Origin of the sequence: Microcystis aeruginosa FD4, assembly GCF_009792235.1 — a bacterium.
In the GTDB taxonomy this organism is placed as follows: Bacteria; Cyanobacteriota; Cyanobacteriia; order Cyanobacteriales; family Microcystaceae; genus Microcystis; species Microcystis viridis.
Map to the genome: position 1 here is coordinate 3,186,089 of NZ_CP046973.1, position 25,597 is coordinate 3,211,685.

The window sequence follows — 25,597 nt, forward strand, 5'->3', positions numbered from 1 at the left end:
TTTTCAGTGAGCAGTGAACAGTAAACAGTAATCAGTGAAAAGAAAGTTCCCAAGTTTGCTTCTATTGGAGTTAAAGTGATAAGCTTATCTTATCGAAAAAAGGGCATCAGCCTTATGTCCCTACCATTAATATCGTGCCGGCTGTAGGGGCGCAAGGTTTGCGCCCATTATGTAACATAGTGAACATTTTTCACCTGATGTCCAGAAGACCCCAAAGTTTTCACCTAACACTGTCCACTTAAAACTGCAATCTGATAACTGATAACTGAAATCCCCAACCGCTCGATCGAGGAATTATTAAACAAATATTTCGTAATATAGACAAAATTAGGAACTAAGTTATAATCTAGAACGTCTCTAGGTAATTTACTAACTTTTTGCTTGAGGTAATTGTGTTTAACAAAATTTCCCTTGTCGCTGGTTTTGCCGGTTTAGTTGCCCTGACTACCGTTGGCGCTGTACCCGCACAAGCAGGACCGGAAAATAACGAAATCCTGATCAGTCAACTGCGCGGCCATAACACCTACAGAGGTGAACCGCAACTCAACCCCGGTGACTATATACTAGGTCGCGTTCGGGGAACCGTGGGTGGCATTATGTCCATCCAATTGATCAGACCTGTAACAGTGGATGGCAAAGAAATTTTCAGTGGCGACTTTGCTGACGGAACCACCGCTCGTATTACTGGGGATGCCACGGGTGGCGACGATGTACTATTGCAAGTGGTAGATGGCAAATTAGTTTATGTGGGTAAAGCTCGTCCCTATTGGGTTTCCCGCTTGAAACTAAGATCGGAAACCGCTACCAGCAGCAATCGCTCGCAACTTTTAAGAGAACTTAACCAAAAAGAACCCGCTTGGGGACTTCCCGCTTTACCCCCGGAAACTAGAACCTTTACTGAAGTTGCTCCTCAACCCGCTACCGAGCCTAGTGTATCTCCTATCCGCGGACTTTGGTAGTGGGAAGACATCAGCAGAAAATCTCTTGTCTTTAGACTGAGAAGCTGAAAAATCCTCTCAAAATTTGATACAAATGCACTAAATGTACCCCTCTTTTTTCGATCGAAGGGGGGTTTTTATTTAATCAAAAATTGAGAAATAATTGTATTTCAGTCCAAATTCTCGTCAAAACACCGGTAAGGGCATGATCGCTATCTAATTCGATTAATTTTACCCAGGGACGATTTATGCGATAATGGCGACTATTTTCCAGGGGAATCACCTCATCGGCACGACCATGAATAATCAGGGTGGGGAGCTGCCTGATTAACTTTTCTTGGGGATAATTAGCTAAATCCTCAATAAATTTGGAATAAATTGGCAGATAACGACGATAACCGTAGTGATAAACCGATAAACTCCCAGATTTTTGCCAATTGGCTAGGGTTTCTGCTCCCAATTGTCCCAACCAAATGGGCCCGAAATTAAAAGCGGGAGCTAATAAAATTAGCCTTTGCACCTGAAAATAAGTTTCTGCCAGCCAAGCTGCCGTTAAACCGCCAAAACTGGAACCAATCAGATTGACGCTCCCATCGCACTCAAGCGAGGGATTCCCTGTTCATCCAGTTACCTTATCTATTAGGCTTTCACCTAATAGACAGAGGGTAGTCTGTCCGAGGGCTTGAATTTCTGTCCGCCCGACAGTATTTGCTCTCTGAAGTATGTTGATAGCGGCGTTTTCATCTCTGTCTAGAACACAGCCACAAGAACAAATATGAGTTCTAACAGACAATGTTTTCTTGACAATGGAACCACAATTAGAACATTCTTGACTTGTATATTGTGGATTGACCGCTATAACGAACTTCCCGTGTATTTGTCCAAAGTAGTCCAACCAATTGGTGAACATAGACCAACTTGCATCACTAATAGACTTAGCAAGCTTTCTATTTTTCACCATATTAGAAACCTTCAAATCTTCATAGACTACCAAATCGTTAGATTGGATTAACGCTTTTGCTGTCTTAACAACAAAATCTTTACGTTGTCTAGAGACTTTTAAATGAAGGCGGGCTACTTTTGACTTCTGCTTTTGACGCTTGTTGCTTCCTTTTTTCTTCTTAGATAGCCTACGTTGGGCTTTCTTTAAACGCTTCTCTGCTTGACGAAGGAATCGAGGGTTATTTACTTTTTCCCCATTGGAGTCAGTCAAGAAATGGTTTAAGCCAACATCAATTCCTATTTCCTTTCCTGTAGAATCAAGGGGTTCTACTCGCTCAAGGTCTAGAACAAATTGACAATAAAATCCGTCAGCCCTTTTAAGGGGCCTAACTCTTTTAATTAGCGACTTATCTAAAATTTGACGATTATAAGAGCCAACTAGCTTTAACTTACCAATTCCAGTTTTATCTGTTATGTGGATAGACTTTTTATCTTCTGATAGTTTCCAGCCAGAAGTTTTATACTCCACAGACCTTGAGAACTTCTTGAATTTAGGGTAGCCTTTTTGAGCTAAACCTTTCTTACAATTGTCATAAAAACGGGATATAGCAAACCAAGCTCTTTCAGCACTAGCTTGACGAGCCATAGAGTTAAGTTTACCTACAAACGGAGTGTCTGAATCATTACTCAACGTTGTTACAAATTTGCAAAAAGAAGCATAATTTACCTTATCTTCTCTGTGAGAATCCATCCAGAGTCTAATGCACTTATTCCGAATGAACTGTCCTATTCTAATAGCTTCTAAGATAGCCATTTGTTGTTGTTGTGTAGCTTTAACCTTAAACTCTATGACTCGCATTGACCCGACCTCTCAATGTGTTATGTTATCACTATATCATCTCACCGTACAAGTTGTCAATAGGTATGGAACCCAATTACTTTAAGACCCGCAGGGCTACGTTTAATCTTACTGTTCATATAGTGTTGGTGACTAAATATCGGAGAAAAGTATTCAAGAAAGAACATTTAGAGTTCTTAAATGAGGCTTTTAAGTCTATTGCTGATAAATGGGATGCCAGTATCGTAGAGTTTAGCGGTGAGTCTGACCATGTTCACATTCTTTTAACTTATCCCCCCCATAAATTACTAAGCGGGTTAATTGCTAATTTGAAATCTACTTCAAGCAAGCTTTTGTGGGATAACTACAGTGACCATTTAAAGAAGATTTACTGGAAAGACAAGAGAGTATTATGGACAGGAGCTTACTTTGTGGCTAGTTGTGGTGGCGTTACGATAGATCAACTTAAAAAATATGTGGAGAGCCAAGACTCCCCAGAATATTAATCGTGCTTCGCCGTTCTATACTGGCGGAACCTTTCATCTCCGAGGTAAAACCGAGAGCCTTCAAGCCGACATTTTGGGTAACGGGAAGCTGAGATTGTTCAATCAATTGGCCGATTTGAACAATCTGACGAGTGAGAGTTAAGCTAGAAAAGTCATCACCGTTAAGATCGGGAATTTCCAGTGCTAAACCCCTATTTTGCCAACAATGTGCCAAAAATTGCGCTTTTGTTGATTGGGGGCCAGAAGCAAAACCGTGTAGATAAATATATCTGTTTTCAAGGACTGCCATTCTAGAACCAATTAGATTTCTTCGTCTTGCTCTTTGGTAGCACTGGGAGAAGAATTATAAATGGCATCTAACTGCTGACGAGCATCTTCGACAGTGAGAGAACGAATCACTAACAGAGGTTCATTAATCAGCTGTCCGGCCTCGTCCAAAAGTTCCGGATGGGAAGTCATGGGATAACCGTAGGGATTATAGGAATTAGCCGATTTAGCAGGACGTTTCTGGGAATCCATGCTGACAGTAATCAGACTCCGAATTAAATTATTAATGGTCAAAAAAGCGATAACTGTGAAGGCGAGGATATAGAGCAGATGTAACATTGGCCAAGTCTCCCATGAATTATGTGTGAATATTCCTAATTGCCAAAACTTTATGCTAAAAATTCGCTCAACTCTCTAGCTTACCAAAAAGTTTCAGGTTAAGCGTCAGTTTGAGGAGATTGATGTTCTCCCCAACCCTGTAATCGACGACGACGACTGCTGACACCCCAACACTCTGCCACCAACTGATGCCAAGGCAACAACATCTTGGCCTCGATACCCACCTGACCACCTGTGGTTTTAAAGAGTAAATGAGCCGTGGCCACCTCCTGTTGGGCGTTTTTGACTCTTGCTAATAAATCGTTTTGTTCCTCGAGGCTGAGAAAGGATAATCTCTCGGATTCGAGGAGGAGACGGGAACGGGAAAACCAATGGGTGAAATCCTCTAGTAGAGGTTCCAGGATAGTTTTCAGGAGTTCGTTTTCGGTGGGTTGCGAAGGAAACATTATTCTTATAATGACGATTTTGCTTACCTTAATCTTAGCGTCATTTATATTTCTTAACATTGTGACGGGAAAATTTTAAGATTTGCCCCGGCTGTAGGCGGCACTAAAGAAGTCCTGTTCACAACTAAGGGCATAACGATAGGATAAAGAGATATTTTCCGTCATCGGGGCGTATTTATCGGCTAATTCCTCTAACTGGCTTGCTAAAGCGGCGAATTCATCCCCACTATAACTATCAATCCAAGCTTGATAGGGATTCTCAGAAATCGGCTCTAAGGCTAATTGTTGACCCAGATAGGCATAAAGACTCATACAGGGACTCATCGCCACTGCAATCGCACCGATGTCACCCATCCAAGCGGTAGCGAGAAGAAAATCCGTATAGCGACGGGTGGCGTTAGCGGGCTGAACCTTTCTCAGGTCAACCCCCCACTGGAAAGCGTAATTTTCGTGTAATTCTAATTCCTGTAATACCCCTGCGGCTAACCGATGAAAGCTAGTGAATCCCTGCCAATCGGGAGCTTTAGCGGCGGCGATACTATAAGCACGGGCGAAAGATTCCAGAAAAAAAGCATCCTGACCGACATAGAAAGCGAAACAGTCTCGTTTAAGCTCTCCTGTGGCGATACCTCGCACAAAAGGGTGTTCTAGACAAGCTTGCACTAGATCTTGATGGCTGTGCCAAAGTTGCTGACTAAGCATGGGAAAATACTAATTAGGTGGACAAGGTTGGTTAACTAGAGTTGGGCATCTCACAGGGTGACAGAGAGCCTGAGTGGTCACAGTTTCATTTCCTTAACCCAAACTGACGTTAAGCCTGTTACAATAAAGATAACTGACTAAATTGGAATTAAAAACTATGCGACTTAAGCGATGGGAGTCCCCCCGCCGGCAGGGACGTAACGACAAAGGCAAGGGCGGTTCGGCCCGACAGCGACAACTGAAAAAACAATTTAAAATGTTGTCGAAAAAACTGAAAGGGGGAGAGAGTAACATCTCTCCTCTTTTTTTGTCCCCAGCAATCGCCGCTAAAAAATCTTCCTCGGGGAAACTCTCGGTCTCCTAAAACAGTCGGAGACTTGAGCCACTTTCAGATTAGGGAAAAAAATGAAGCGTACACTTGCCGTCATGACGATGACAGTAGCTTTAACCGTCACCAGTAACCATTCTAGCCTTGCGGGAGCAATCTTCGATCGCATTCAAAAAACTGGGGTAATTACTGCCGGCGCTCGTAAAGATGCTATTCCCTTTGGTTTTGTCAACTCCCAGGGCAAGTGGGTGGGTTACAGCCTTGATATGTTAGAGTTAATTCGCAAGGAAACCGAACGGAAGTTAGGAAAACCAATTAAGTTAAAAATTGTTGAGATTACTCCCCAAAATCGTTTTGAAAAGTTGAAAACAGGGGTTATCGATATCGAATGTGGCTCCACTACTTTTACTTGGAAAAGAGAAAATGAAGTGGATTTTTCCGTTAGTTATTTTGCCAGTGGCACTCAATTACTCACCCGCAAAGGTAGTAATCTCGATGACATCGGTAGCCTGGCAGGCAGACGCATTGGAGTAATTGCCAATACTACTAATGAAGCAGTAATTAAAAACCAACAACCCGCCGCTATTTTGGTCAAAGTTAAAAATCGTGGCGAGGGTTTACAAAAACTAGAAACGGGAGAAATTGATGGTTTTGCCAGTGATGGCATTACCCTAGAAGGTTTAAGAAAAAGTGCTAAAAATCCTAATAATTTAGCTATAGTTCCCTCCTATCCCTACGCCTACGAATCCTATGCCTGTACTTTACCTGAAAATGATTCTAAATGGCGCGATACAGTGAATTATACGCTATTAAAATTCATGGAAGGGATCGTTAGTGACCAACAACAAGCGGTGACAATTTATGAACGTTGGTTTGGTGAAGATGGTGTTGTTCCCTATTCCAGAGAGACTATTAATGATTATTTTCAAGGCATTGTCAACACCTACGAATGGATTCCTTTAACTGTATTTCCCTAAAATCAAGACCTTTTTAGGGAAAGGTTCAAAAAGGCACTCTTGCAAGTGGGAATTATGAATGGGGAAGTAGGAAGTGGGGAAGTGGGTTTTTAAAGGAGGAAGGAAAATTTATTGTAATTTCTCAATGATACTGATAATGATTCTCTTTAGCTGGGGGAGATTGTTTTGAATCACTTTCCAGACGACTTTTTCATCAATTGCCCAATATTCATGAACTAATTTATCCCGCATACCTGCGATGTTTTTCCAAGGAATATTGGGATAATTAACTCTCACTTCATCAGGAATATTTTTGACGGCTTCCCCGATTATTTCAATTAATTTTACTGCCGAAAGAAAGATTTCTATCTTAGTTGAAAATTCTGCAAAGCTTAGATACTGAGTCATCTTTTCTAGTTGACAAATTGCCTCTAGAATGTCTTGCAAGAAATCTCTAAATTCCCGTTGCGTCATACATAAATAACCTCCGATAAAATTCTTTCTCTCCTGTTTCCTTTTAAGCCATTTTTACTGATAACATCCGCTTTTACCTTAAGTAAATCACTTAAATAATATTCCAGATCTACTAAATCTAGTAAACTAGGCGGTTCTGTATAATCTATCAGAATATTAACTTCACTATTTTCCTGCACTTCTCCTTTTACATAATCTCCAAAAATACCTAATTCACTGACATGATACTTTTCTTTTACTAAGGACTTAACTTGACCCAAAATCGCTTTAATTTCTTCTAAATTTTTCATGATGCTTACCTTCTAAGATAACGGAAAAGACTTCCACCCTACTGATCAAAATTTTATTTCCTGTATCTGTATTGTAGCAGCTTTCGGCTCCCAAGATAAACCATACTCCTTGAAATCATGGGAATTGAGAGAGTTATGCCAAAAATACCCCTTCAAGTGAGTGAATTAAGGGGGCATTTGTCGCAGATATTTATCAAGAAATTCCTCTGATGTTAAACAATCAAAATCAGCAATAATTTTGATTAATTCTCGATTTTCAGACAAAAAAATTTCTGCCGCACCATATTTGGCAGTTAGATAGATAAAAACATCTTCAGAAGGCAATAATTTTTCTGCAATTATCTGACTTGCTTCTGCTTTCATTTCAATCGTTTCTGGTATAAATAAGCAATTAATATTCTGCCAGATTTGATCTACTATTTTGGCTGCCCAATCTTTACCTTGAAGTCTTTTGCCAACTCGTAAAATTTGGTTAATGAGTTCCTGCGAAATAATAACTTTGATTGAAGATTGATTATTGGGGGTATAATATCCTAACCATGTAAGAATTCGCTCTTGTGGTGAGAGGGGTTTTAATTGACCAATAATATAAATATTTGTATCTAAAAAAATTCTCCTCATTCATACCGCTCCTGAAATAGTTCTTGCTTCACTTTACGAATAAGCTCTAAAATCTGTTCATCAGTTTCGATACCTGCTTCTTTAAATGCAGCTTGCATCTTAGTACGAGCTTGTTCAAATTCTACTTGTTCATTTTGATCGGGAACAATAATAACAAGTTCAATCTCTGTGTCTGTTGGCAAATCTTGATGGGGTTGCTCGATAATTAATTGTCCATCTTTGATTTTGGCTTTAGTCTGAATAAATTGCATTTTTGATTTCTCCTCAGACTCAATCTGGTTTATTATATCTATCTTATCATTTTCGAGCGACTAATGTGTAAGAGGAAGATATATAAAAAAACAAAACCCCCTCAACTGACTAATTGAAGGGGAATTTATCGTATTTTGTGGGCAATTTAGCCTACTTTTGTGGTTTAGTTTTTGTCGGATTTAGAGGATTTTAGTTTGCGCTTCAGGGTTGAAGCTGCGCCGATTGTACTGATTACCAGGAGACTTAAAGTTCAAGTTTTCCATAAAGAAAATTCAACTAATTAGGGTTTGCAGCAAAAAGTACGGGCGAAGCATTCGGATAGAAAATCTACGGTTTCACCGATAGGTTATTGCCCGAATGCTTCGCCCCTACAGGACGCGGGCCGATGAAGATGCAAGGTTTTGAACCACGATTCTCTCAAAATCTTGCACCTGTTTCGCTCGTAAAACCCCAAAACCCTTACTTTGCATACATTTCACATTTATTCAGCAAGCCCTAATTAAACATTCCTATTAGTGTTTTATGTTAGATCTAATGTATATCGCATCGCTTCTTCCAATTGCTGTAAATAACTAGAAGAAAGTTTCCCCAACTGTCGCTGAAGTCGTTGTCTATCAATAACAACAATTTGATAACATAAGGCTACTGATTCCTGATTTAAGCCTCCTTGTCCTGCGGGAATAACCATTGTTCCGGGGATTTGTGCGCGACGTAAATTACTGGTTAATGGAATTACAACAACAGTGCTAGTGAAGCGCTCGATATTGTTATGTTGGACAATAATAACAGGTCGAATACCAGCTTGTTCTGAACCACGACTCGGATTCAAATCAGCTAGATAAATATCGCCTCGCATTTATTTCTTATCCTCTTGTTCAAGGTGAGATAAATAATCGGGTAAAATACTTTCTGAAAAGCTAATATCCTCTTGAGCAAATTCATTTTGTAACGATTGTGCTTCTGCATCTGAAATATTATCCCATTTCTGAAAACGTGAATTTCTTTGTAAGGATTGGGCGAATTCAAGGACTTTTTGCTGTTTTTCTAGCGGTAAAGTCTTAATACTTTGCAAAATCTGGTCTTGAAGATTATTAATATGGGTGATAGACATTGCAACTTTTACTATATTTACACTAGGCCGACTATTCTACCACAAAAAACGCTCTTGTTGTCAATTAGTTAGCAACAATTAAATAATAGACAATAAACAATAGACAAAAAATACTGACTGAATGAAGGGGCGATCGCAAGTTTTTTTATTAATGGTTTTTAGGAGACTTGTGTGGGTTCCTTTTCTGAGGGTTTGGAGGGTTTTAGTTGGCACTTGAGGGTTATCTCCATACTTTCACCCGCATTATATCAAAATGATAATCATAGCTCCAAACAGGTAGATTTAATTCGATTGAGATTATAGCAGTCAAAGCATCAACAATAGTAATAGTTTGATCAGGAAATTGTTTAGCTTTTGCTATGGCTGCGAAATACTGATCTTCTGTCGGATTGATCAGATTAGCCGATTCTAAGCAATTTTGTGTGAAATGAGTGGCTTGTTCAAATCCTAATCTATATAGAAGCAAGCTGTAAGTTTCTACATATACGGGGAAAGAGATAATAACTGTTAAATCTTCCGATTCTATGCGTCTTAGCTCTGCTTGCGCTCTGCTATGATATTGATCACTGGTATCTATCGCTCCGTAAAGGGGGGTTGTGTCGGCAATAATCGCTTTCAAGATTGGCGCTTAAGGTAATTTATGGGACAGAGTAAATTCGGCTAAAACAGCGTCATGATTGATGGATGTGTCAGTATAGCCACTTCCTTGGGGTGCGGGAGATAAGTGAAAAGATTTTTTCGGTTTGGATAAATAGCCTTTCGCTATTAAAAATGATTCTATAGCCGTTTGTACTGTATCAGAAGACGATACCTTATGCTCTTGATTGTAGGCGGCTAGAGCATTAATTATGGTGGTGGGTAGCTCAATCGTCACCTGTTGCATAACCAAAATCCTCTTGATTTAATCATGTCCCTATTATACAATAAACCCCCTCAACTGACTGAATGAAGGGGCATTTATTCTACTTTGGTAAGCAATTTAGCCTACTTTTGTGGTTTCTTTTTCGGTGGATTGGGAGGGTTTTAGTTTGCGCTTCAGGGTTGAAGCTGCACCGAGAGTGCCAAGGGTTAATAAGCTGAGGATTGTAGAGGGTTCAGGGGTAGCAACCGCTTCCAGTGCGTCAATGTTCTCAGTTCCTGGTCTTAATCCTGTCCAGTCCTCTACTGTGTCCTTGACATTGAAAACTGTATCCCAGACGTGTCCACCGTGGATGAGAAACTTCGCTGAAGGTTCAGTTGATCGCCAAACAAAGATCTCCCCACCATCTAAGTCTTTTGAGGGATCGTTGTCAGTAATAGAGCCATCGTTATTTCCATCGATTGGCTTGAGGCTAAAGAGGATGTCGTTTTCCCATGTCATCAGTCCATCAAGGTCAATCTTAGCAGAAGTGATATCTAAACCGGGAAAAAGAGGGGTGATTGCACCGGCGATATTCGCTTTAAGGAAGAGACAATCGCCATTACTCTTGAATACACTACATCCCAGAGGATCGCCGAAAAGGGAGTAACGGTTAGCATCATCTACAGGTATTTCAGGACCTTGTAGCAGTACACTGTTGACTCTATCTTCTAAAGGCACTGTCGGATCTTGAACCGGCGCCCAAAGTTCTAAACCTTCCACGTTATTTGGTGCAACTTGGTTAATCTGTGCTGGTGTCGCCCACACCCCTATCTCTTTGTACGGGAAAGGCAAAAGCACTTTATGGTTAGGACGTTCATAGAAGATATAGTTATCGTAATCGGTGCGCGGTCCTCCGGGCAACCCGGTCGAAAACACGAGTGGAACTTGATCTTCGATCACTTTATAGAATAGTAAATCCTTCCGGTTGGCTAAGGCATCGACCTGGAAAGGATCGGGTGCTGCAATGCCAGATTGAGGATTCCAAAGAGCTAAAAAGTTACTCGTGTTGGTTGTCCCACCCGTCCCATCCCAGGCAATTACTTGACCAGGATTAGGGGTATGTGAGGGATTTCCATTCCTGTCTGGATCTTCGGAGTACTCCTTTCCTGGAACTTGAGGGGGAAATGGTACCTCCTTTCCACTGGGATCGACAAAGGGACCGGGGGAGTTAAATGGTCCTGCCAATACTTGGGATGGGGCTACTGTGACACCCAGTAAGAGACAGGAAGAGAACAAAAGTTTATGAGTGATTTTCATGATTATTGCTCTAGCAGATTTTCTATTGCGATTATCCCCTCGCCGCTAGGTCAGGCAACACCCCAACCCCACGCCAAAGGGAGACAAGGGGATTATACACATTCCCCCCCCCCACAACTGTATTAAAAAGCACAATTTTATAAATCTTTATATTCTTCTCGCCAACTAGCGATTCAGATTTTGGGGTTTTTTTTGATTGTACTGATAGCGATCGCCACCCTCGCCGCTAGGTCAAGCAACACCCCAACTCAAGGACAAAGGCGGATGGCAACAGTTTACACAACACCTATTCCCTGGGGAATCTATCTTGAGAATGATTTGAAATATGCTAACTTGGGATGTTATGTCACGATCGCATTTAGCCAGTACCATGAGTGAAATTAGCGTCGGGGGAAAAGTCCGTCTGATTGCCATTCCCCCTTACCTGAAAACCGCCGATCCTATGCCTATGTTACGGCCGCCAGAGCTGCTCAATATCGACGATATCGGCACGGTTATCGATCGCCGGCCGGGTGGTTATTGGGGTGTAAAATTCGATCGAGGCTCTTTTCTGCTCGATAGCAAATATTTAGAGGCTATTTAAACCAGTTAAGTGCATCGCGGTCAAGACAACTTTGATAAATCACAACCAAATCTAACGAGTTAATTTATGTCTAATACTTTTCTATCGATCGTTATCCCGATGCGCGAGGGATTTGGCGAATATTGGCTAGGAGAATTGTTGAAAGTCAAGGGAGATATAGAATTTATTTTAGTTCATCCTCCCGGGGTCAAACCTTCGCCGGTGAATGATCCACGCATGAAACAGATTGTCTGTGCTTTACGGGGTGAAATTATTCAAAGAAGTACAGGATTTTTAAATGCCAGAGGTACTTATATTCTCACAATCAATTGCGATGAATATTTACACCCGGAGATCGTCACCTTAGTCAAAGACTATTTTGAACGCTTTCCCAACAGTTGGGTATTGCGATTAGCCAGATGTGGATTTCCCTACGGTGAACGAGAAAAATTAGAGAGTCCTTGGCCAACAATTCCCGATGTAAAAAGTTTAGCTATCTGTAGCAGAAGAGAAAATAATAGTAACTTATTTAAAGAGAATACTTATTTATTAGAAGCACCGATCGCTCCTTTAGATAATCCTTTTAATCCTAGCGCCCTGATCGGGAAACGTCGAGATCACAAGGGTCCTCACATGGAAAACTTTGATAAAAAAGTTTGGAAAAACGAACTGGTACAACCGGCAGTTAAAGAGATTACCGCTTCCATGAGTGTCACTGGCCCGATTAAATATATTCCCTTTTGGTGTTTAGATAGATTACTGGGTTTATATATTCAGGCCAAGTTTTTTGAGCAAGGTAAAACTATCGGTCATTGGCTGCCAGAAATACATGAACAACTGCGGATTGAAGATAATCCTCCTGAGTATAAAAGAACTAAACGTTTTTACTTTATTGCCGAGGTGATTCTCCTGAGAAATTTCCCTAAATACGGTTATCTTTGGAATTTAATTCTCGCTCAAGCGACGGAAGTACCCGGACGAGCGATCGATTCCCTAAAACGCAAATTATTGCCAGAAAAACCTTCTATATCCAAGTGATCGGTAATCCAGAATAATAACCTAAATTTATGGAACTATGCTCTGTTTCCCAATCTAAAACCTGTTCCACACGCTGATAAATTGCTGCCGCTTCCTCACTAGAATTGCCGATACAAGTTAACCCTAATTTACCAAATTCCGACAGCGCACCCATGAGATGAAAAACTGTTCCCGTTTTACTGCTACTATCAAAATGTAAGCGATGTTTAGCAATAATATCCATTAAATCATCGGGAAGTAAACCTTTGTATTGGGGTTTGTGGAGATTATCGGAGGCAATATAGTATTTTTCTTGGTGAGGTTGACTGAAAAATAATCCAGTTTCTCGATCGTATTCACCATTAGTTAAAAGCTTTAAAGTCATAAAAGGATGGGTGGTTCCTCCTTTTCGCAGATTAATTTCGATCGCCTGTAAATCCCAGACTAAAGTTTCTGGATTTTTGACAGCGACGAAATCAACTCCATAGCGTTCAATTGCTCCCTTGGCTGCTAGAATTTCCCCTATTTTTAGCCCTAATTCCTGTAATTGTAGGCGATAATTTTCATCAGCAGGAAAATGACAACCCAGATAAATTTGACCATCGGGACCCCCTAAAATTTGATCGTGAGTGGAGAGAATCTTCACTTCTCCCGTCGGTGTAATATAACCTTGCACACTCGGCGATCGCTTTTCTTCTCCTTCGATAAAAGCTTCGACAATTGCCCCTAATTCAGCAATTTTGCCCGAAAAACTCTCCCAATTTTCATCCCTTGCTTGAAAACTCATCTTGTCTAATAGTTTAGACAATAGATTCATTCTCTCGCTTAAATCTCGGCTGTTACTATCAACAATTTCCCCTAAAGGACGTAAATCTAAAACCGCATTTCCTTCTCCCGATAACCCCTCATTTAACTTAACTACCATGCGTTTTAGTTGCGGTTGACGAGACCACAAAGAAGCGGCTTCGTATAACAAATCCTTGACCGTATTTACCTGTAAACTACCGTCAGGATGGGGAATATTGCCTTGATCAAAAATCTCGCGACTGCCACTTTTGGAACCCCAATACAATAAGTCTGGACTACAGGCAAATAAAGGAATATCTAATTGTAAAGACAATTCTCGCTCTAAATTAGTAGAATTAAAACAAACCATGTAGGCACGATCTCGACGCAACGCTTGCCGGATTCTTGCTACTAAGCGCGGTCTTTCCAGAATTTTTTGGGTTAAAGGTTGAAAAGAGTTATCGTGAGTTGTCAATAATAACAGACGATTATTAGCATGGGAAAAAGGAATCCCCGGTAACAATTGCAGGTAATAATCAATCACCATCCGCGAAAGTGGCTGCGCTGTTACATAGATTAAACGGGTTTTCGGGTGTCGCAACCGAATCAGAGAAAATAATAATCTTTCTTCGTAATGCAAAAAACCCGCTACTTTTTGACCGACTCTCTGATCGATACTAAAAGAAGGGACAACTAGGATATCATAATCCCATTTATCCGATTCGGGAACGTTTTCTCCCTGCCAAATCTCTTTTAATTTTTCTTGTAATTCTTGATAGCGCAGCCGCTTTCCTAGCATCAAATCTCTATCTAATACCATGGTTTGTCCCACCTCTGTGGTTGCAGACATCTGTATCTTATCGATTTTGAGAGCCTGTCGTCTCCAGTGCCTTTCTTTTCTTAATATTCCCCCAATCCCTCCGCTCATTGCCATTAAAAAGGGATACAGTGGACTCTGTATCCCCTTTAATCACCTGAGATTGCCTTTAACCTAGCGGGTGGAATAAGAGATCGGGATAAAAGCGATTAAATTCGATTAAAATCCCGGCGGTGAAAGTCAGCAGCGCCATAATTAACACGGGTGCGGACGAGAGAAATTTAGTAAGTCCTTCCATCTGAGTTCTCCTAGGGAATAAAAAGTCAAGGGTTTGACACAAAAATTAACGAGGGGAAACGGTAATTTCCGAATCCTTAACGGTTAATTTACCGGAAGTGGCTTCTTGTAAAGCCGCCAACGGCCAGAGGAACCCCGTTAACATTTTGCTGAGAGCGAGGGGAACATCGATGATGATTTCCTTCATTTCGGCATCTTTGCTGTCGCGCACGGCGATTAAATAGGCCCGACCAACCCAACCGATCCAACCAGTAATGTACAGGAAGAGGATGCTAGGGATAAAGAAATCGCCCATGTGGTCCCAACGACCATCCACAATTAGGTGAGGATAGCCTTCCGGTCCACAGAGAGCTTGGGAGTAGGTTTGAGCGCGTTTGGCTCCCGATTCGGGGTCGAGAGTGGTGTTGCGGAAACTCTTCGCTTTTTGTAGGAAAGCGGGATTTTCGCTACAAGGAGTCAGATTGGACAAATCAGCCGACGCTGGAGCGGCAAAGGTGAACCAGAGAGATAGCACCAGGGCCAGAGCGAACAATTTTCGCATAAATTGTTTCCTTTTGTTACGAAATATGAAGTTCTTTGTTCAAAAAGCGAACAATTTGATCGTACACGGAAAAAATCTTACTCCGATGAGGGGTACGAGTAAAGTTTCTATTACAAAACTATACGCAACGCTTCAGACCCCGGTGATATGAACCACCACTTGCCTTTGGTGACGACTCTGACGGTGTTCCCAAAGATAGATACCTTGCCAGATGCCTAAAACTAATTTACCCCTAGCGATCGGGATTTGTTCCGATGTTCGGGTTAGGACCGAGCGAATGTGAGCGGGCATATCGTCTGGCCCTTCGGTAGAGTGATAGTAGAGACTGCTATCTTCCTGGACTAACTTGGCGAAGAAATTGGCCAAATCGGTGAGAACATCGGGATCGGCATTTTCTTGGATCAGCAAGGAAGCGGAGGTGTGACAGACAAAGACACTGCATAATCCCGTCGTTATGCCCGATTCAGCCACGATCGCTTCTATGGGGGCAGTGAGACGATGGAAATTCTTGGGACTGGTGGTAATCGTCAGGGATTTTTGATATTGACGCATGGCAACCGAATCAGAGAGAAATGGGGGTGGGGGGGATTGTCCTGGAGAGCAAAGGTTGTCCCGCTTGTAAGAGATCGTGAAGGTTCACCACCGCCCCGATAACAGCGATCGCTGGGGCTTCAAAGCCGGTGGCTTCGATCTGGCCCATAATCGTGCTGAAAGTACCGATTAACTGCTGTTGTTGCGGTGTTGTTCCCCAGCGAATCAGGGCGATCGGTGTTTCTGGACTTCTGCCGGCCTTGGTTAACTCGCCGATAATATAGGGTAAATTATGCACACCCATGTAAACGACAATTGTTTCCGCACCATGGGCGATCGCTGACCAGTTAACCAGGGGACGATATTTACCCGCCATCTCGTGGCCGGTGACGAAAGTAACGGAAGAACTATAATTGCGATGGGTGAGGGGAATACCGGCGTAGGCAGGCACGGCAATTCCTGAAGTGATCCCCGGCACGATCTCGACGCTAATTCCGGCCGCGATCAGATCGAGCATTTCTTCACCCCCGCGACCGAAAACAAAGGGATCCCCCCCCTTGAGACGAACAACCACGGTATTAGTCTGGGCCTTCTCGATCAGTAAAGCGGTGATTTCTTCCTGTACCAGAGAATGACGACTGCGACGCTTACCCGCATGGATTTGTTCGGCCCGGTGGTTAATCATGGCTAGAATCGAGGGACTGACTAGGGCATCATAGAGGACAACATCGGCATTTTCTAAGAGAACTTTCGCTTTTAAGGTCAACAAACCGGGATCCCCGGGACCCGCACCGACGAGATAAACCTTACCGCAACTTTCTGATTGATTCATAGATACTGGGGAGAAAATTCTTGCTTCGATCGAATGCGCTTGATCCCTACTTTATTCTGACTGGGGCAAAATTTGGTATTTTTGGCTACAGTTACTCGGCGATCATGCGCTTTCTTCTTGAAGAATTATAATTTTAACATTACTTAATCTTTAATCTAGCGATCGCTCTGATCCTAAATCCCGTTTAAGGGGAGTAGAAAGTGGGGAAAAGGGAGCGGGTTTTTCCAGTGGGATTGGGAGTTAATCATGCTATTAAAAACCGATTCAGTATAACGGCTAAGATAAGCGGCGGCAGATAACCTTTGCCCCCGAATCGGCTTTAGTCCGTCCGCTGCCGTGACGTGTTATACAGCTTGAGTAACGTCAGAGTGCATGAGGCTCTTCATGATTGCACAACATCTTATAAGGTTATACAATTTAGATCGAAGTCAAACCTTATAAAAACATGAAAGAGCAGAAGCAGTTTTTTACGGTTAGCGAGGCCGCTGATTTACTGGGTGTAACGACAACGACACTCAGGAACTGGGACAAGGCAGGTAAGCTTAAGCCATCTAGAGATCCAATAAATAGCTATCGCCTCTACCGAGCAGAGGATATAACTTGTTTACTCCAAGAGCGACGTTTTGGGACAACAATATCTGAAAATGTTCTACAAATTCCCCTCTTTAATGAGGAAAGAGCCAAAAGATCTGATGAAGAAAAGAAAGAGAAATCGATCACACTAGATTTACGATCACTACGTTTTCTAACGAGACAAATGAATGCTGCCTTTAGAGATTCTATGGGGGGTGGGTTACTGGAACGTTTTGAAGAGATAACGAAGATTTTATACTCAAAACTTTACATGGAAAAAATCGAAATAGACGATCCAAAACAAGTATCTAAATTTTCCATTAAAGATTTTTCTTCATTTGACGATATATATGAAAAAATCAAAGAAATTTATCAAGACGCTATCAGCTATTTTCCGAAAGAATTGCTCAATGGTCACAGTTCCCTTGGGGAGGACAAAATTGCGATTGCTAAGGTATGTAGACTACTGTGGAATATTAAACTTTCCGAAGTTGAAGCTGATATTAAAGGCTTCATGTATGAAGAACTAGTTAGAAATACTTTTGAGAAAACTGACCATCAACAATTTTTCACACCTAGAACAGTTGTTGAATTTATGGTTGGTTTAGTTTCTGCTATGACATCTTCGACAGAAGATACAATATATATTTGTGATCCTGCTTGTGGTAGTGGCGGCTTTCTAATTGAAACATTCAAGTCAATAAACCTAAATCAGAAGATTATAGGTTTTGAAATTGATAAACGAATGGCATGGGTTGCACAAATGAATACCATAATGCATGGGGGGAGCATTAATACGATTCACTACCTAAATGATGGTGGTTCTCTTGGCTACAATGACAAGCTAAATGAACTCATACCAGAGAGTGGTTTTGATGTAGTAATTACTAACCCTCCGTTTGGCAGTGATTTTTCAGACGAGACTGCACTATGTACCTACGAACTTGGAAGAGGAAAAGCATCAAGGAGGCGTGGAGTTCTATTCATAGAACGCTGCATCAAGTGGTTGAAAAGTGGAAGTGGACGATTGGCAATAGTTGTAGATGACAGTATTTTAAACGGAAAAACAAATCATGATACTCGTGATTTGATCTTCAGATATTGCATAATTGAAGCTGTAATTAGCTTGCCAGAAGTTACATTTAAACCATATGCATCTGTCAAAACATCAATTCTATTCCTCAGAAAACGCAGCAAGTCTAAAACAGAAGCCCAACCTTCTATCTTCATGGCCGAAGTCAAAGAAGTTGGTCGAAAGGCAAATGGCGATTCTAATTTTCGTCATGATGACAAAGGAAACCTAGTGCTAAATAATGAATTGCCAATCATAATTAATGCTTGGAATTCTTTCAAAAAAGAGGGAGAAAATTCTATAAGAAGTTTATCTCCAAAAGTCTTTGTCTGTCCGGCAGAACGTTTTTATAGTAAGTCTAATCAACTTATTGTAGATAGGCTTGACGTTGGGTATCATCATCCTTCTAGATCTATAGCAGAAAGAACTCTAAAGCGTTCAAAATATCCAACACCTAAGCTTGCAGAACTAGTCGTTGAGCGTAATATATCTGTAGTACCTGACAAAGCAGATCCTTATGATCTATGGCGTTATATTGGTTTGGCAGATATTTCATCAAGAACTGGTGAATATGTTGTCTCTGAAGTTTTTGGAAATCAGATAAAAAGCAATGTCAAGTTATTCAAGGGCGGAGATATTCTATTTTCAAAGCTCCGTCCAGAATTGAGGAAATGTATTTTATTAGAAGCCTTGGAAGAAGATGGATATGCTTCGTCTGAATGCTTTGTTTTTCGGACAATTTCCACTTCTAGTAATGACAATCACCTAAAGGATAAAATTAGCTATGGAGCATTGATCGATCAATTTGAAGTAGATAATGAATATTTGGCAATACTCTTGAGAAGTGACATAGTTTATGGTCAGCTAGTTTATCAAATTTCTGGTACAGGTAGACCTCGAGTCAACCGATCAGCAGTTTTAGGGGCTAGAATTCCTTTGCCACCTTTAGCCGTACAACGTGAAATAGTAACTGCACATAAGATCGCACATCAAAGTTACCTAGAGAGCCAAAGACGTAGTGAGGATGAACTTCAACGGGGCATTAATTTTTTAGATTCAGCCTTTAGTTTTTCATCCGAAAAGCTTTGCCCATCTGACTGACAATTCAAACTTTAAAACCTTTTTCTGGCAGCTTTTTCATCAACTGAGCGCAGGAAAATTAAAAATTTCTGAATAGAAAGGTGTAGATCTGGGGAACCAATTCTAGATGCATGAACAATTCGCCAAAACTTTCCATAGTTGCCTGGATCAGCAACATACTGTTGACTGCGACTACTAAAAACTAAAGTCTTCTCTCCTTCGATTTTTCCCCCAGTAATTTCTAGGCGTATGTCGCGCTCTCTTGCTATGTCTCCCGCCGGCACTACCAAGCTTGAGAAAATATGGGGATATTCTCCAAGACTGCCATTTTCTAGTGTTATTTTTGTCCACTCCCATGCTACTAATAAGAGTAAATCTTGCTCGTCGTTAATCCATATTGTCGGCGTACCGAAGCGTGCAGCTTGCTCATCAGATTCAGCATCTACAGCTTTCATTTCTAAACGTAGTAAAGGGATTAAAGATGAATCTCGAAAATAAAAATCTGGATACTCATGGGAGGTTGCAAATGTAAAGAAAAATAAAGAGTTATAGCGTTCCTCAAGTATCTCAGTGATAGCCGTGCTTAAGCCATATTCAAGCATTGTTCCGATACGAGTGCGATAGCTCGATAACTGCCTCATTTCTGTAGGTAACGGTTCGATACTGCGAGGCTGCTTTATTAATCGCTTGATGCTAAAGCCTCGATTTATTCTTGCTACTGCTTCTTTCACCAGAGCATCAAAATAATCACTAATTTGTTCAATATCTTTTTCAGATGCTAAAAGCAAACTTTGGAGAGAAGGTAATGTCATCTATAGTATGGTTCAATAAATTCGGCTGCTCAGTGTAACATTTTTGAGCTAGGGATGCAGGGACTATAGCTGTATAACTACATATTATGGGTCAACTTTCGGTATATCACCCGATTTAGGCACAATCGCCAGAACTTTTCCCTATATCACGCCCAAAAGCCTGTTAGCCAGATTAGCTTACTGCAAACAATCTCCTTTAAGGAAACTTATCACAGAAGCTTTCCAGAACTATAGCAAAGATTCTTAGATATGACTGCACTTTGTTACAAAATTTCACTATTATTTCGGGTGCGGTGATTTGTTATGTTTCTTGGTTCACAACTTCTTTAACAATTTGTCATACTCTGCGTGAGAGCCTATCCAAAACCAAACAATTACATTCTTACTCTTGATTCTTCCTAGCGCTCTCCAACCTATACCGACTCTGATTGACCAGATCTGGTCTTCTTGATTGACCTCCTTAAATTCTAAGCTTGGATGACTGGGGTTATCTTTCCATAACTTGTAATTTTTTCTGGCTGTTCTTTTCACTCTTTCTGGTAGCTGTTGAAATAAGCCGACGAAATCTGGATTTAGTTCCGACTTCATAGCTCATCAAATCCCATTTCTTCAGTCTGTCCGTTTTCTGAATCCGCAATAGCTTTCTGAGCAAGTTCTTTGAGAATTAGGCTGTCTTGGGGTTTAGATAATGTTTCTTGCCATTTGATTTCATTTTCGATGTCTTCAATAAACTGCTCTGCCAGTTCGTCTTGAATTTCTTCTGGCAGTTCTTGAGCTTTTTGTACAGCTTTACTTAGAAGTCTTGATAACATTTCTTCTCTTCTCTTCTCTTGAAAACATAACTACATATTATAGGTCAACTTTCTGTATAACACTCTCCAGAGTAAGGATATGGGTCAACTTTCTGTATAACACTCTATTTAGGCGCGATTGCCAGAACTTTTCCCTATATCAAGCCCAAAAGCTTGTTAGCCAGATTAGCCTATTGCCAAAAACCTTGTTTAACTAAATTCCTGACAATTAGGCTCATTCTAGCGATGATTCCTATATCTGACCGCACCCCTTGACAAAAACTGACAATTATTCGACCTTTAGCGATCGCTATCGGGGGATAGTTGTTTTTTGTTACAGCAGTATGAAGCAGCCTAACTGATGGCTATATTTCCAGATTATCGCCCGCAGCAAACCAATCTTGAGCGAGAAATCGAGGGATGTAGCCATTGATGGATAAGGGTTTTTTGCTATTACAGTAGATATGTATGGGGTCAGTTGAGGTTGATGAGAAAGTCTGTAATAGACAAAAATAGTCAAAATATTTATAATAAAAGATTGGACTAAAATTTTCTGTGACTTGCCCATGTTATTGTCTTGCGCCACCGGTAGCGAACAGTTTTTAGGTAGTGAAGCGATCGCATCTTACGCCACAGCTAAGGCCGTGATCCTGCCGATTCCCTACGAGGCCACCACCACCTATCGTAAAGGTTGTGAAACCGGGCCGGCGGCGGTGATTACCGCTTCCCAACAACTGGAAGCCTATGACGAGGAACTTAAGAGGGAAACCTGTTTAGAAGTGGGCATCTATACTCATGATGCGATCGCCGATACCCGTCAGCAACCGCAATTGTCCGCCGAGGAGATGTTAGCCGTCACCACAGCTACAGTTTCTCGTTTAATTGCCGATGATAAATTTGTCGTCGCCGTCGGGGGTGAACACGCTATCACTACGGGAGTAGTACAAGCTTATCGACAAGCTTTATCGGAACCTTTTACTGTGGTTCAAATTGATGCCCATGGCGATATGCGTTTTGAGTACGAAGGCTCCCACCATAACCACGCCTGTGTGATGCGTCGGGTGTTAGAAATGGGTTTACCGACCTTACCCGTGGGAATTCGGGCTATTTGTCGAGAAGAAGCGGAATTAATCGCTAAACAGCAGATTCCCGTGGTTTGGGATCGAGATATCGCCGGTGATCCCGATTGGATCGAAAAAGCGATCGCCAAAATTACGACTGAGAAGGTATTTTTAACCATAGACGTAGATGGCATTGATCCCGCTTTAATTCCGGGGGTGGGAACACCCGAACCGGGGGGGTTAAGTTGGCATCAAACCCTAGGCTTTCTCCGTCGTCTTTTCCAAACCCATCAGGTGATTGGCTGTGATGTGATGGAATTGGCCCCGATTAGTGATTCGGTGGTCTCGGAATTTACCACTGCCAAGTTAATTTATAAATTAATTGGCTATCAATTTATTGCCTAGGGGCTTGCCTAATTAGGAGCAATCGTGTTATAATGGCAATTCGTGCGGACGTATAGCTCAGTTGGTTAGAGTACATCGTTGACATCGATGGGGTCACTGGTTCGAATCCAGTTACGTCCATAATTGATTTTGATAGCTTTCAGCAACGGGCAAAAGCTAAACCTAACAAGGTGGCTTGATGTTCGGTAAATTTACGGTATGTCAGACAAAACTCTCTGTCGTGAGCTAAAAATATCAAGCCCGTGATTTTCTGGCCTTTAGATTATTTTTTTATGATTTTCTAAACATGACTAACAATAAAAATGACAACTATGCTAACTTGCCAGATGAATTACTAGAAGACATTCTGGAAGATGCTCCTAAAATAGCAGAAAAAATCAAGCCACTTTTCAATGAATTACAACAACAAAGAAAAACCCTGCATCAAATCTTAGATGATAATGATTTAATTTGTAGAGTTGACAATTTAGAAAACCCACCTATTCCTTCTGTTGCAGCGGTTGACGGTGGACAAGCTATTGAAAAATCTATTGGTGCTGATACTTTAATTGCAGTTGGTGTTGGTGTTGAAGGATTAGTTAGAGAAGATCAGCGAAAATGGGGTTCAGTTCAATACAAAAATTGGCAAGATGTTCTCCCGCACAGTTCTGAGAGTAATCCTAAAGTGACTAGAGGAGCGATGACAGCTTTAGAATTATTAGTTATTAGTCAAACACCACATGATGTGATTATTGCCGATGGTTCTCATCAAACACCAGTTATCGGAATTAATAGTTTAACCAGTATGTCAACGTTGGATGAACCGCATTTTCAACAAGCTACATGGGATATAATTAATAGGTTTAGCTTGATAGATTCTCTGAAAAAAGCGATGACCAATCCCAATATAGTATATATGGTTAAATATGATTCTTCTCAAGAAATTGGCTTAAGTGTTTTAAAAAACTTTGACCTCAAGCTTGACGATAAAACCAGCATGACATTAATTTTAAATGCGGGGGAATTTACTAAACCGTTACCTGTGGGTCAAACCACAAAAACAGAGCGAGTTTGGAAAGATTTATATATTTCAGTTTCAAGTAAATTTGATTTTCAAGGTAAGCGAGACAAGATAAAAGAGGACTTAAACCAAGCTATTATTTTGCCTAAAAGCCGAAAAGTATATTTTACTTATTATAAACCTTATCAATGGTCGCCAGCTTATAGGATAGAAATGAAGGAAAGCTGTGCTAATACAGAAATTGAATTAGCCAAAGTATTAAAAGCTATCAAAGAACAAGTTGTTTCAACAGAGATCAAAGAACCTTATCCTCAATATTTAGCGGATCTGATGGCTAAAAGTATTAGTGGTGGTTTAGAAGCGTTAAGAGCCGTGGTACAATATCAGTTTATTGATAACCCTGACTTTCTCCAATTGTTGACCCAATCTTACAGAACTTAATCAATCTTCATCAAATTACAGGAAAAAGACAATGGATTTACTTGACAAACTCAACAATCACTCAGATCAATTTAACATCGGTAGCGTTGGTTCACCGAGTAACACGACAGAAATTATTATAGATATTAATCAAAAAAGTGAGAAAAAGAGAAATTTAGGGCAGTTAGTTTGTCTGGTTCAACCGCAAGATCAAGAAAATTTAGTGGTTATCGGACAAATTAGTGAGATAGAAACTCAAAATCGCTGGCATGAAGATTTAACCTTTAGAGGTATTATTAAGCGTAGAGGTTCACTTCCTCATCTTAGTGAAAAAGCAGATGTGAGAACAGCTAAATTAAACGTTCAGGCTTGTTTTAGTATTGCGCCAGATGGAAAAATCACCCCAGGAACGTTAGGAACTTCCCCTGCAACGGGTACGCCTATTATTTCAGTTCGAGATGAAATTTTAGATAAGCTTTTAGAGCAGTACAAAAATCAAATTATTTACTTAGGTAATGCTTATGCTACTGATGTTAAAATGCCTCTTTGGTTAAAACATTTTGATAGAGGAGAAGGGGGTGCGGGAGAAGCTTATCATATCGGAGTTTTTGGAAAAAGTGGCTCTGGTAAGTCTGGTTTAGCCGCTTATATGCTTCTAGGTTATGGTCAACATAAAAATATGGGCATCATTTTTATAGATCCTCAAAATCAATTTGCAAGTGAGACAGATTTGCCCTTTAAACTACATGACTCGCTCCGAGAGTTAGGTAGAAAAGTTGCAGTTTATCGTTTAACTAATCAAATTAGATTAGGAACTAAAAATAATGCTGTAAATTTATTTTGCTCTCTTTTACTAAAAACAGAGTTTTATCGAAATATTGGAGTTAGAAGTAAAGAAAGTCAAGACTATGCTTCTGACGAAGTATCTCGAATTATTAGAGATACTTTATCCAATCAAGAAGTAGAGCTAAAAAAGGGTGGTGATGACTTATTATTAAATGTCTTACAGTCATTAAGACAAGATAATAATGCTCTACAAAGGGTCTATGCTTCTAATCAGCCAAGACAGCGTTTACAAGATACTCTTCAAGAGCTTATAGATAATGACAGGGAATTTAAAAGAGTTCAACAAGAAATTTGGCAACCTGTATTAGATTTATTTCTTGAAAATGATAGTCAAGGTAATCGTAGAAGCTCATTGTGGCATATTGTTCAAAAATCTGCTAGTGATGAGCAAAAGCCTATTGTATTTTTAGATATTAAGGGTGAGGGTACAACTTTCGCAGATAATGAGGAAATCAAAGCACTGATTCTTAAAGAGATTAGCACAATTTTAAAAGTAGCGGGAGAAAATGCCTTTAAAGAGGATAAAAAATTAAACTGTTTAATTTGTCTTGATGAAGCTCATCGCTTTGTTAAATCCTCTTTTGGTAATGATGACAATAGTGAAATGTCCAACCTAACAAGAACATTTGTAGATGGGGTAAGAACCACAAGAAAATATGGCTTGGGTTATATGTTTATTACTCAAACAATTGCATCTTTACATAAAGAAATTGTCGGTCAATTAAGACTTTACGCTTTTGGATATGGTTTAACTTCTGGTAGTGAATACAGACAAATTGAAGAATTAGTAAGTGATAAACAGGCTTTAAGCTTATACAAATCATTTGTTGACCCTCAAAGTAATAAACAATATCCGTTTATGTTTCTCGGTCCCGTTTCCCCTTTGTCTTTTACGGGTTCTCCTTTATTTGTTCAGATGTTTACAGAATTCAGTCAATTTCAAAATGCTAATAATCTTCAATCCTCGGATGAGTTCCATTTTTAAA

At 40.6% G+C, this 25,597-nt stretch carries 32 protein-coding genes, 1 tRNA gene and 2 pseudogenes; 12 read left to right on the forward strand and 23 right to left on the reverse strand.

Features of this window, described 5'->3' with window-relative positions; translation table 11 throughout:
• The first annotated feature begins 392 nt into the window (after positions 1 to 392).
• A complete protein-coding gene (locus GQR42_RS16065; protein ID WP_158200720.1) occupies positions 393 to 959 on the forward strand; it encodes a hypothetical protein in 567 nt (188 codons plus the stop codon).
• A gap of 124 nt (positions 960 to 1,083) precedes the next feature.
• On the opposite strand, the pseudogene GQR42_RS16070 reads toward GQR42_RS16065, so the two are convergent.
• Positions 1,084 to 1,524, reverse strand: a pseudogene (locus GQR42_RS16070) (YqiA/YcfP family alpha/beta fold hydrolase); the annotation flags it as partial.
• A 33-nt stretch (positions 1,525 to 1,557) separates the two neighbouring features.
• Positions 1,558 to 2,739 carry an RNA-guided endonuclease InsQ/TnpB family protein gene (locus GQR42_RS16075; protein ID WP_158200721.1) on the reverse strand — a complete coding sequence of 394 codons (1,182 nt, stop codon included), beginning with the start codon at positions 2,737 to 2,739 and terminating at the stop codon, positions 1,558 to 1,560.
• Between the two features lie 128 nt (positions 2,740 to 2,867).
• Between GQR42_RS16075 and tnpA the strand changes: the two genes are divergently transcribed.
• Positions 2,868 to 3,224: an IS200/IS605 family transposase gene (gene tnpA, locus GQR42_RS16080; protein ID WP_233271037.1), complete on the forward strand. Its 357-nt coding sequence runs from the start codon at positions 2,868 to 2,870 to the stop codon at positions 3,222 to 3,224.
• Positions 3,225 to 3,300: 76 nt separating this feature from the next.
• Here tnpA and GQR42_RS16085 read toward each other — a convergent pair.
• The 4 genes and pseudogenes from GQR42_RS16085 to GQR42_RS16100 all read right to left on the reverse strand — a co-directional run.
• Positions 3,301 to 3,513 (reverse strand): annotated as a pseudogene (locus tag GQR42_RS16085) (YqiA/YcfP family alpha/beta fold hydrolase); the annotation flags it as partial.
• An 11-nt stretch (positions 3,514 to 3,524) separates the two neighbouring features.
• Positions 3,525 to 3,830: a DUF2973 domain-containing protein gene (locus GQR42_RS16090; RefSeq protein WP_045362894.1), complete on the reverse strand. Its 306-nt coding sequence runs from the start codon at positions 3,828 to 3,830 to the stop codon at positions 3,525 to 3,527.
• 98 nt (positions 3,831 to 3,928) lie between these two features.
• Positions 3,929 to 4,336, reverse strand: a complete 408-nt coding sequence (locus GQR42_RS16095; protein WP_158200723.1) for a DUF2605 domain-containing protein — start codon at positions 4,334 to 4,336, stop codon at positions 3,929 to 3,931.
• Between the two features lie 15 nt (positions 4,337 to 4,351).
• A complete protein-coding gene (locus tag GQR42_RS16100; RefSeq protein ID WP_158200724.1) occupies positions 4,352 to 4,978 on the reverse strand; it encodes a TenA family protein in 627 nt (208 codons plus the stop codon).
• Between the two features lie 157 nt (positions 4,979 to 5,135).
• On the opposite strand from GQR42_RS16100, the gene GQR42_RS16105 reads away from it, so the two are divergent.
• Both GQR42_RS16105 and GQR42_RS16110 read left to right on the forward strand, forming a co-directional pair.
• Positions 5,136 to 5,342: a hypothetical protein gene (locus GQR42_RS16105; RefSeq protein ID WP_002732891.1), complete on the forward strand. Its 207-nt coding sequence runs from the start codon at positions 5,136 to 5,138 to the stop codon at positions 5,340 to 5,342.
• A gap of 41 nt (positions 5,343 to 5,383) precedes the next feature.
• The gene (locus tag GQR42_RS16110) at positions 5,384 to 6,283 is read left to right on the forward strand and encodes an amino acid ABC transporter substrate-binding protein (RefSeq protein WP_158200725.1); all 900 of its coding nucleotides are present in this window, start codon (positions 5,384 to 5,386) and stop codon (positions 6,281 to 6,283) included.
• 108 nt (positions 6,284 to 6,391) lie between these two features.
• Here the strand turns inward: GQR42_RS16110 and GQR42_RS16115 are convergent, their stop codons facing one another.
• The 9 genes from GQR42_RS16115 to GQR42_RS16155 form a co-directional block, all read right to left on the reverse strand.
• Positions 6,392 to 6,736 carry a HepT-like ribonuclease domain-containing protein gene (locus GQR42_RS16115; protein WP_158200726.1) on the reverse strand — a complete coding sequence of 115 codons (345 nt, stop codon included), beginning with the start codon at positions 6,734 to 6,736 and terminating at the stop codon, positions 6,392 to 6,394.
• Entirely contained in the window at positions 6,733 to 7,026 is a 294-nt protein-coding gene (locus GQR42_RS16120) for a nucleotidyltransferase family protein (protein WP_158200727.1), read from the reverse strand. Before GQR42_RS16120 ends, GQR42_RS16115 begins: the two co-directional genes overlap by 4 nt.
• Positions 7,027 to 7,191: 165 nt before the next feature.
• Positions 7,192 to 7,647 (reverse strand): PIN domain-containing protein, encoded by a 456-nt coding sequence (locus tag GQR42_RS16125; RefSeq protein ID WP_158200728.1) that lies wholly within the window; start codon positions 7,645 to 7,647, stop codon positions 7,192 to 7,194.
• Positions 7,644 to 7,898, reverse strand: coding sequence for a hypothetical protein (locus GQR42_RS16130; RefSeq protein WP_061432203.1), 255 nt, complete (start codon positions 7,896 to 7,898; stop codon positions 7,644 to 7,646). Before GQR42_RS16130 ends, GQR42_RS16125 begins: the two co-directional genes overlap by 4 nt.
• Before the next feature lie 521 nt (positions 7,899 to 8,419).
• On the reverse strand, positions 8,420 to 8,755 hold the full coding sequence (locus GQR42_RS16135; protein ID WP_158200729.1) for a type II toxin-antitoxin system PemK/MazF family toxin: 336 nt from the start codon (positions 8,753 to 8,755) through the stop codon (positions 8,420 to 8,422).
• Complete coding sequence (locus GQR42_RS16140; RefSeq protein ID WP_158200730.1) at positions 8,756 to 9,010, reverse strand: hypothetical protein; 255 nt, start codon at positions 9,008 to 9,010, stop codon at positions 8,756 to 8,758. It abuts the gene before it with no gap.
• 220 nt (positions 9,011 to 9,230) lie between these two features.
• On the reverse strand, positions 9,231 to 9,629 hold the full coding sequence (locus GQR42_RS16145) for a type II toxin-antitoxin system VapC family toxin (RefSeq protein ID WP_158200731.1): 399 nt from the start codon (positions 9,627 to 9,629) through the stop codon (positions 9,231 to 9,233).
• Positions 9,630 to 9,638: 9 nt separating this feature from the next.
• Positions 9,639 to 9,893 (reverse strand): hypothetical protein, encoded by a 255-nt coding sequence (locus GQR42_RS16150; protein ID WP_158200732.1) that lies wholly within the window; start codon positions 9,891 to 9,893, stop codon positions 9,639 to 9,641.
• A 96-nt stretch (positions 9,894 to 9,989) separates the two neighbouring features.
• Positions 9,990 to 11,168, reverse strand: a complete 1,179-nt coding sequence (locus GQR42_RS16155; RefSeq protein WP_158200733.1) for a PEP-CTERM sorting domain-containing protein — start codon at positions 11,166 to 11,168, stop codon at positions 9,990 to 9,992.
• Between the two features lie 192 nt (positions 11,169 to 11,360).
• Here GQR42_RS16155 and GQR42_RS27835 point away from each other — a divergent pair, with 192 nt between their 5' ends.
• The 3 genes from GQR42_RS27835 to GQR42_RS16165 all read left to right on the forward strand — a co-directional run bounded on the left by GQR42_RS27835 (position 11,361) and on the right by GQR42_RS16165 (position 12,768).
• Entirely contained in the window at positions 11,361 to 11,546 is a 186-nt protein-coding gene (locus tag GQR42_RS27835; RefSeq protein ID WP_199273371.1) for a hypothetical protein, read from the forward strand.
• Positions 11,539 to 11,751, forward strand: a complete 213-nt coding sequence (sipA, locus tag GQR42_RS16160; protein ID WP_043995397.1) for a regulatory protein SipA — start codon at positions 11,539 to 11,541, stop codon at positions 11,749 to 11,751. Before GQR42_RS27835 ends, sipA begins: the two co-directional genes overlap by 8 nt.
• 66 nt (positions 11,752 to 11,817) lie before the next feature.
• Positions 11,818 to 12,768, forward strand: coding sequence for a transposase (locus GQR42_RS16165; RefSeq protein ID WP_158200734.1), 951 nt, complete (start codon positions 11,818 to 11,820; stop codon positions 12,766 to 12,768).
• On the opposite strand, the gene GQR42_RS16170 is transcribed toward GQR42_RS16165, so the two are convergent.
• The 5 genes from GQR42_RS16170 to cobA form a co-directional block, all read right to left on the reverse strand.
• Positions 12,755 to 14,353 carry a peptide ligase PGM1-related protein gene (locus GQR42_RS16170; RefSeq protein ID WP_158202495.1) on the reverse strand — a complete coding sequence of 533 codons (1,599 nt, stop codon included), beginning with the start codon at positions 14,351 to 14,353 and terminating at the stop codon, positions 12,755 to 12,757. The two genes, GQR42_RS16165 and GQR42_RS16170, sit on opposite strands and share 14 nt — an antisense overlap.
• 166 nt (positions 14,354 to 14,519) lie before the next feature.
• On the reverse strand, positions 14,520 to 14,648 hold the full coding sequence (gene psaJ, locus GQR42_RS16175; protein WP_002738148.1) for a photosystem I reaction center subunit IX: 129 nt from the start codon (positions 14,646 to 14,648) through the stop codon (positions 14,520 to 14,522).
• 45 nt (positions 14,649 to 14,693) lie between these two features.
• Positions 14,694 to 15,188 (reverse strand): photosystem I reaction center subunit III, encoded by a 495-nt coding sequence (locus tag GQR42_RS16180; RefSeq protein WP_045362915.1) that lies wholly within the window; start codon positions 15,186 to 15,188, stop codon positions 14,694 to 14,696.
• A gap of 132 nt (positions 15,189 to 15,320) precedes the next feature.
• Complete coding sequence (locus GQR42_RS16185; protein WP_158200735.1) at positions 15,321 to 15,740, reverse strand: secondary thiamine-phosphate synthase enzyme YjbQ; 420 nt, start codon at positions 15,738 to 15,740, stop codon at positions 15,321 to 15,323.
• Positions 15,741 to 15,750: 10 nt separating this feature from the next.
• Positions 15,751 to 16,551 (reverse strand): uroporphyrinogen-III C-methyltransferase, encoded by an 801-nt coding sequence (cobA, locus tag GQR42_RS16190; RefSeq protein WP_158200736.1) that lies wholly within the window; start codon positions 16,549 to 16,551, stop codon positions 15,751 to 15,753.
• A 445-nt stretch (positions 16,552 to 16,996) separates the two neighbouring features.
• Between cobA and GQR42_RS16195 the strand changes: the two genes are divergently transcribed.
• The gene (locus tag GQR42_RS16195) at positions 16,997 to 19,297 is read left to right on the forward strand and encodes an N-6 DNA methylase (protein WP_149985571.1); all 2,301 of its coding nucleotides are present in this window, start codon (positions 16,997 to 16,999) and stop codon (positions 19,295 to 19,297) included.
• An 11-nt stretch (positions 19,298 to 19,308) separates the two neighbouring features.
• Here the strand turns inward: GQR42_RS16195 and GQR42_RS16200 are convergent, their stop codons facing one another.
• The 3 genes from GQR42_RS16200 to GQR42_RS16210 all read right to left on the reverse strand — a co-directional run bounded on the left by GQR42_RS16200 (position 19,309) and on the right by GQR42_RS16210 (position 20,900).
• Positions 19,309 to 20,088 (reverse strand): hypothetical protein, encoded by a 780-nt coding sequence (locus tag GQR42_RS16200; RefSeq protein WP_158200737.1) that lies wholly within the window; start codon positions 20,086 to 20,088, stop codon positions 19,309 to 19,311.
• A gap of 315 nt (positions 20,089 to 20,403) precedes the next feature.
• Complete coding sequence (locus GQR42_RS28875) at positions 20,404 to 20,676, reverse strand: ParE family toxin-like protein (protein ID WP_002770838.1); 273 nt, start codon at positions 20,674 to 20,676, stop codon at positions 20,404 to 20,406.
• Positions 20,673 to 20,900, reverse strand: coding sequence for a hypothetical protein (locus tag GQR42_RS16210; RefSeq protein WP_158200738.1), 228 nt, complete (start codon positions 20,898 to 20,900; stop codon positions 20,673 to 20,675). The genes GQR42_RS28875 and GQR42_RS16210 overlap by 4 nt, the downstream gene beginning before the upstream one ends.
• 545 nt (positions 20,901 to 21,445) lie before the next feature.
• Here GQR42_RS16210 and speB point away from each other — a divergent pair.
• From speB to GQR42_RS16230, 4 genes are all read left to right on the forward strand, one after another.
• Positions 21,446 to 22,345, forward strand: coding sequence for an agmatinase (speB, locus tag GQR42_RS16215; protein WP_158200739.1), 900 nt, complete (start codon positions 21,446 to 21,448; stop codon positions 22,343 to 22,345).
• A gap of 46 nt (positions 22,346 to 22,391) precedes the next feature.
• A tRNA-Val gene (locus tag GQR42_RS16220) sits at positions 22,392 to 22,465 on the forward strand.
• A gap of 166 nt (positions 22,466 to 22,631) precedes the next feature.
• Positions 22,632 to 23,786, forward strand: a complete 1,155-nt coding sequence (locus GQR42_RS16225; protein WP_158200740.1) for a DNA double-strand break repair nuclease NurA — start codon at positions 22,632 to 22,634, stop codon at positions 23,784 to 23,786.
• A gap of 31 nt (positions 23,787 to 23,817) precedes the next feature.
• Positions 23,818 to 25,596, forward strand: a complete 1,779-nt coding sequence (locus GQR42_RS16230) for an ATP-binding protein (protein ID WP_158200741.1) — start codon at positions 23,818 to 23,820, stop codon at positions 25,594 to 25,596.
• Position 25,597 lies beyond the last annotated feature (1 nt).

Excerpts from the sequence above, each read along its gene's own strand:
- GQR42_RS16075 (WP_158200721.1), bottom strand. The coding sequence starts at position 2,739 with ATGCGAGTCATAGAGTTTAAGGTTAAAGCTACACAACAACAACAAATG.
- GQR42_RS16090 (WP_045362894.1), bottom strand. The coding sequence starts at position 3,830 with ATGTTACATCTGCTCTATATCCTCGCCTTCACAGTTATCGCTTTTTTG.
- GQR42_RS16095 (WP_158200723.1), bottom strand. The coding sequence starts at position 4,336 with ATGTTAAGAAATATAAATGACGCTAAGATTAAGGTAAGCAAAATCGTC.
- GQR42_RS16100 (WP_158200724.1), bottom strand. The coding sequence starts at position 4,978 with ATGCTTAGTCAGCAACTTTGGCACAGCCATCAAGATCTAGTGCAAGCT.
- GQR42_RS16105 (WP_002732891.1), top strand. The coding sequence starts at position 5,136 with ATGCGACTTAAGCGATGGGAGTCCCCCCGCCGGCAGGGACGTAACGAC.
- GQR42_RS16110 (WP_158200725.1), top strand. The coding sequence starts at position 5,384 with ATGAAGCGTACACTTGCCGTCATGACGATGACAGTAGCTTTAACCGTC.
- GQR42_RS16115 (WP_158200726.1), bottom strand. The coding sequence starts at position 6,736 with ATGACGCAACGGGAATTTAGAGATTTCTTGCAAGACATTCTAGAGGCA.
- GQR42_RS16120 (WP_158200727.1), bottom strand. The coding sequence starts at position 7,026 with ATGAAAAATTTAGAAGAAATTAAAGCGATTTTGGGTCAAGTTAAGTCC.
- GQR42_RS16125 (WP_158200728.1), bottom strand. The coding sequence starts at position 7,647 with ATGAGGAGAATTTTTTTAGATACAAATATTTATATTATTGGTCAATTA.
- GQR42_RS16130 (WP_061432203.1), bottom strand. The coding sequence starts at position 7,898 with ATGCAATTTATTCAGACTAAAGCCAAAATCAAAGATGGACAATTAATT.
- GQR42_RS16135 (WP_158200729.1), bottom strand. The coding sequence starts at position 8,755 with ATGCGAGGCGATATTTATCTAGCTGATTTGAATCCGAGTCGTGGTTCA.
- GQR42_RS16140 (WP_158200730.1), bottom strand. The coding sequence starts at position 9,010 with ATGTCTATCACCCATATTAATAATCTTCAAGACCAGATTTTGCAAAGT.
- GQR42_RS16150 (WP_158200732.1), bottom strand. The coding sequence starts at position 9,893 with ATGCAACAGGTGACGATTGAGCTACCCACCACCATAATTAATGCTCTA.
- GQR42_RS16155 (WP_158200733.1), bottom strand. The coding sequence starts at position 11,168 with ATGAAAATCACTCATAAACTTTTGTTCTCTTCCTGTCTCTTACTGGGT.
- sipA (WP_043995397.1), top strand. The coding sequence starts at position 11,539 with ATGAGTGAAATTAGCGTCGGGGGAAAAGTCCGTCTGATTGCCATTCCC.
- GQR42_RS16165 (WP_158200734.1), top strand. The coding sequence starts at position 11,818 with ATGTCTAATACTTTTCTATCGATCGTTATCCCGATGCGCGAGGGATTT.
- GQR42_RS16170 (WP_158202495.1), bottom strand. The coding sequence starts at position 14,353 with ATGGTATTAGATAGAGATTTGATGCTAGGAAAGCGGCTGCGCTATCAA.
- psaJ (WP_002738148.1), bottom strand. The coding sequence starts at position 14,648 with ATGGAAGGACTTACTAAATTTCTCTCGTCCGCACCCGTGTTAATTATG.
- GQR42_RS16180 (WP_045362915.1), bottom strand. The coding sequence starts at position 15,188 with ATGCGAAAATTGTTCGCTCTGGCCCTGGTGCTATCTCTCTGGTTCACC.
- GQR42_RS16185 (WP_158200735.1), bottom strand. The coding sequence starts at position 15,740 with ATGCGTCAATATCAAAAATCCCTGACGATTACCACCAGTCCCAAGAAT.
- cobA (WP_158200736.1), bottom strand. The coding sequence starts at position 16,551 with ATGAATCAATCAGAAAGTTGCGGTAAGGTTTATCTCGTCGGTGCGGGT.
- GQR42_RS16195 (WP_149985571.1), top strand. The coding sequence starts at position 16,997 with ATGAAAGAGCAGAAGCAGTTTTTTACGGTTAGCGAGGCCGCTGATTTA.
- GQR42_RS16200 (WP_158200737.1), bottom strand. The coding sequence starts at position 20,088 with ATGACATTACCTTCTCTCCAAAGTTTGCTTTTAGCATCTGAAAAAGAT.
- GQR42_RS28875 (WP_002770838.1), bottom strand. The coding sequence starts at position 20,676 with ATGAAGTCGGAACTAAATCCAGATTTCGTCGGCTTATTTCAACAGCTA.
- GQR42_RS16210 (WP_158200738.1), bottom strand. The coding sequence starts at position 20,900 with ATGTTATCAAGACTTCTAAGTAAAGCTGTACAAAAAGCTCAAGAACTG.
- speB (WP_158200739.1), top strand. The coding sequence starts at position 21,446 with ATGTTATTGTCTTGCGCCACCGGTAGCGAACAGTTTTTAGGTAGTGAA.
- GQR42_RS16225 (WP_158200740.1), top strand. The coding sequence starts at position 22,632 with ATGACTAACAATAAAAATGACAACTATGCTAACTTGCCAGATGAATTA.
- GQR42_RS16230 (WP_158200741.1), top strand. The coding sequence starts at position 23,818 with ATGGATTTACTTGACAAACTCAACAATCACTCAGATCAATTTAACATC.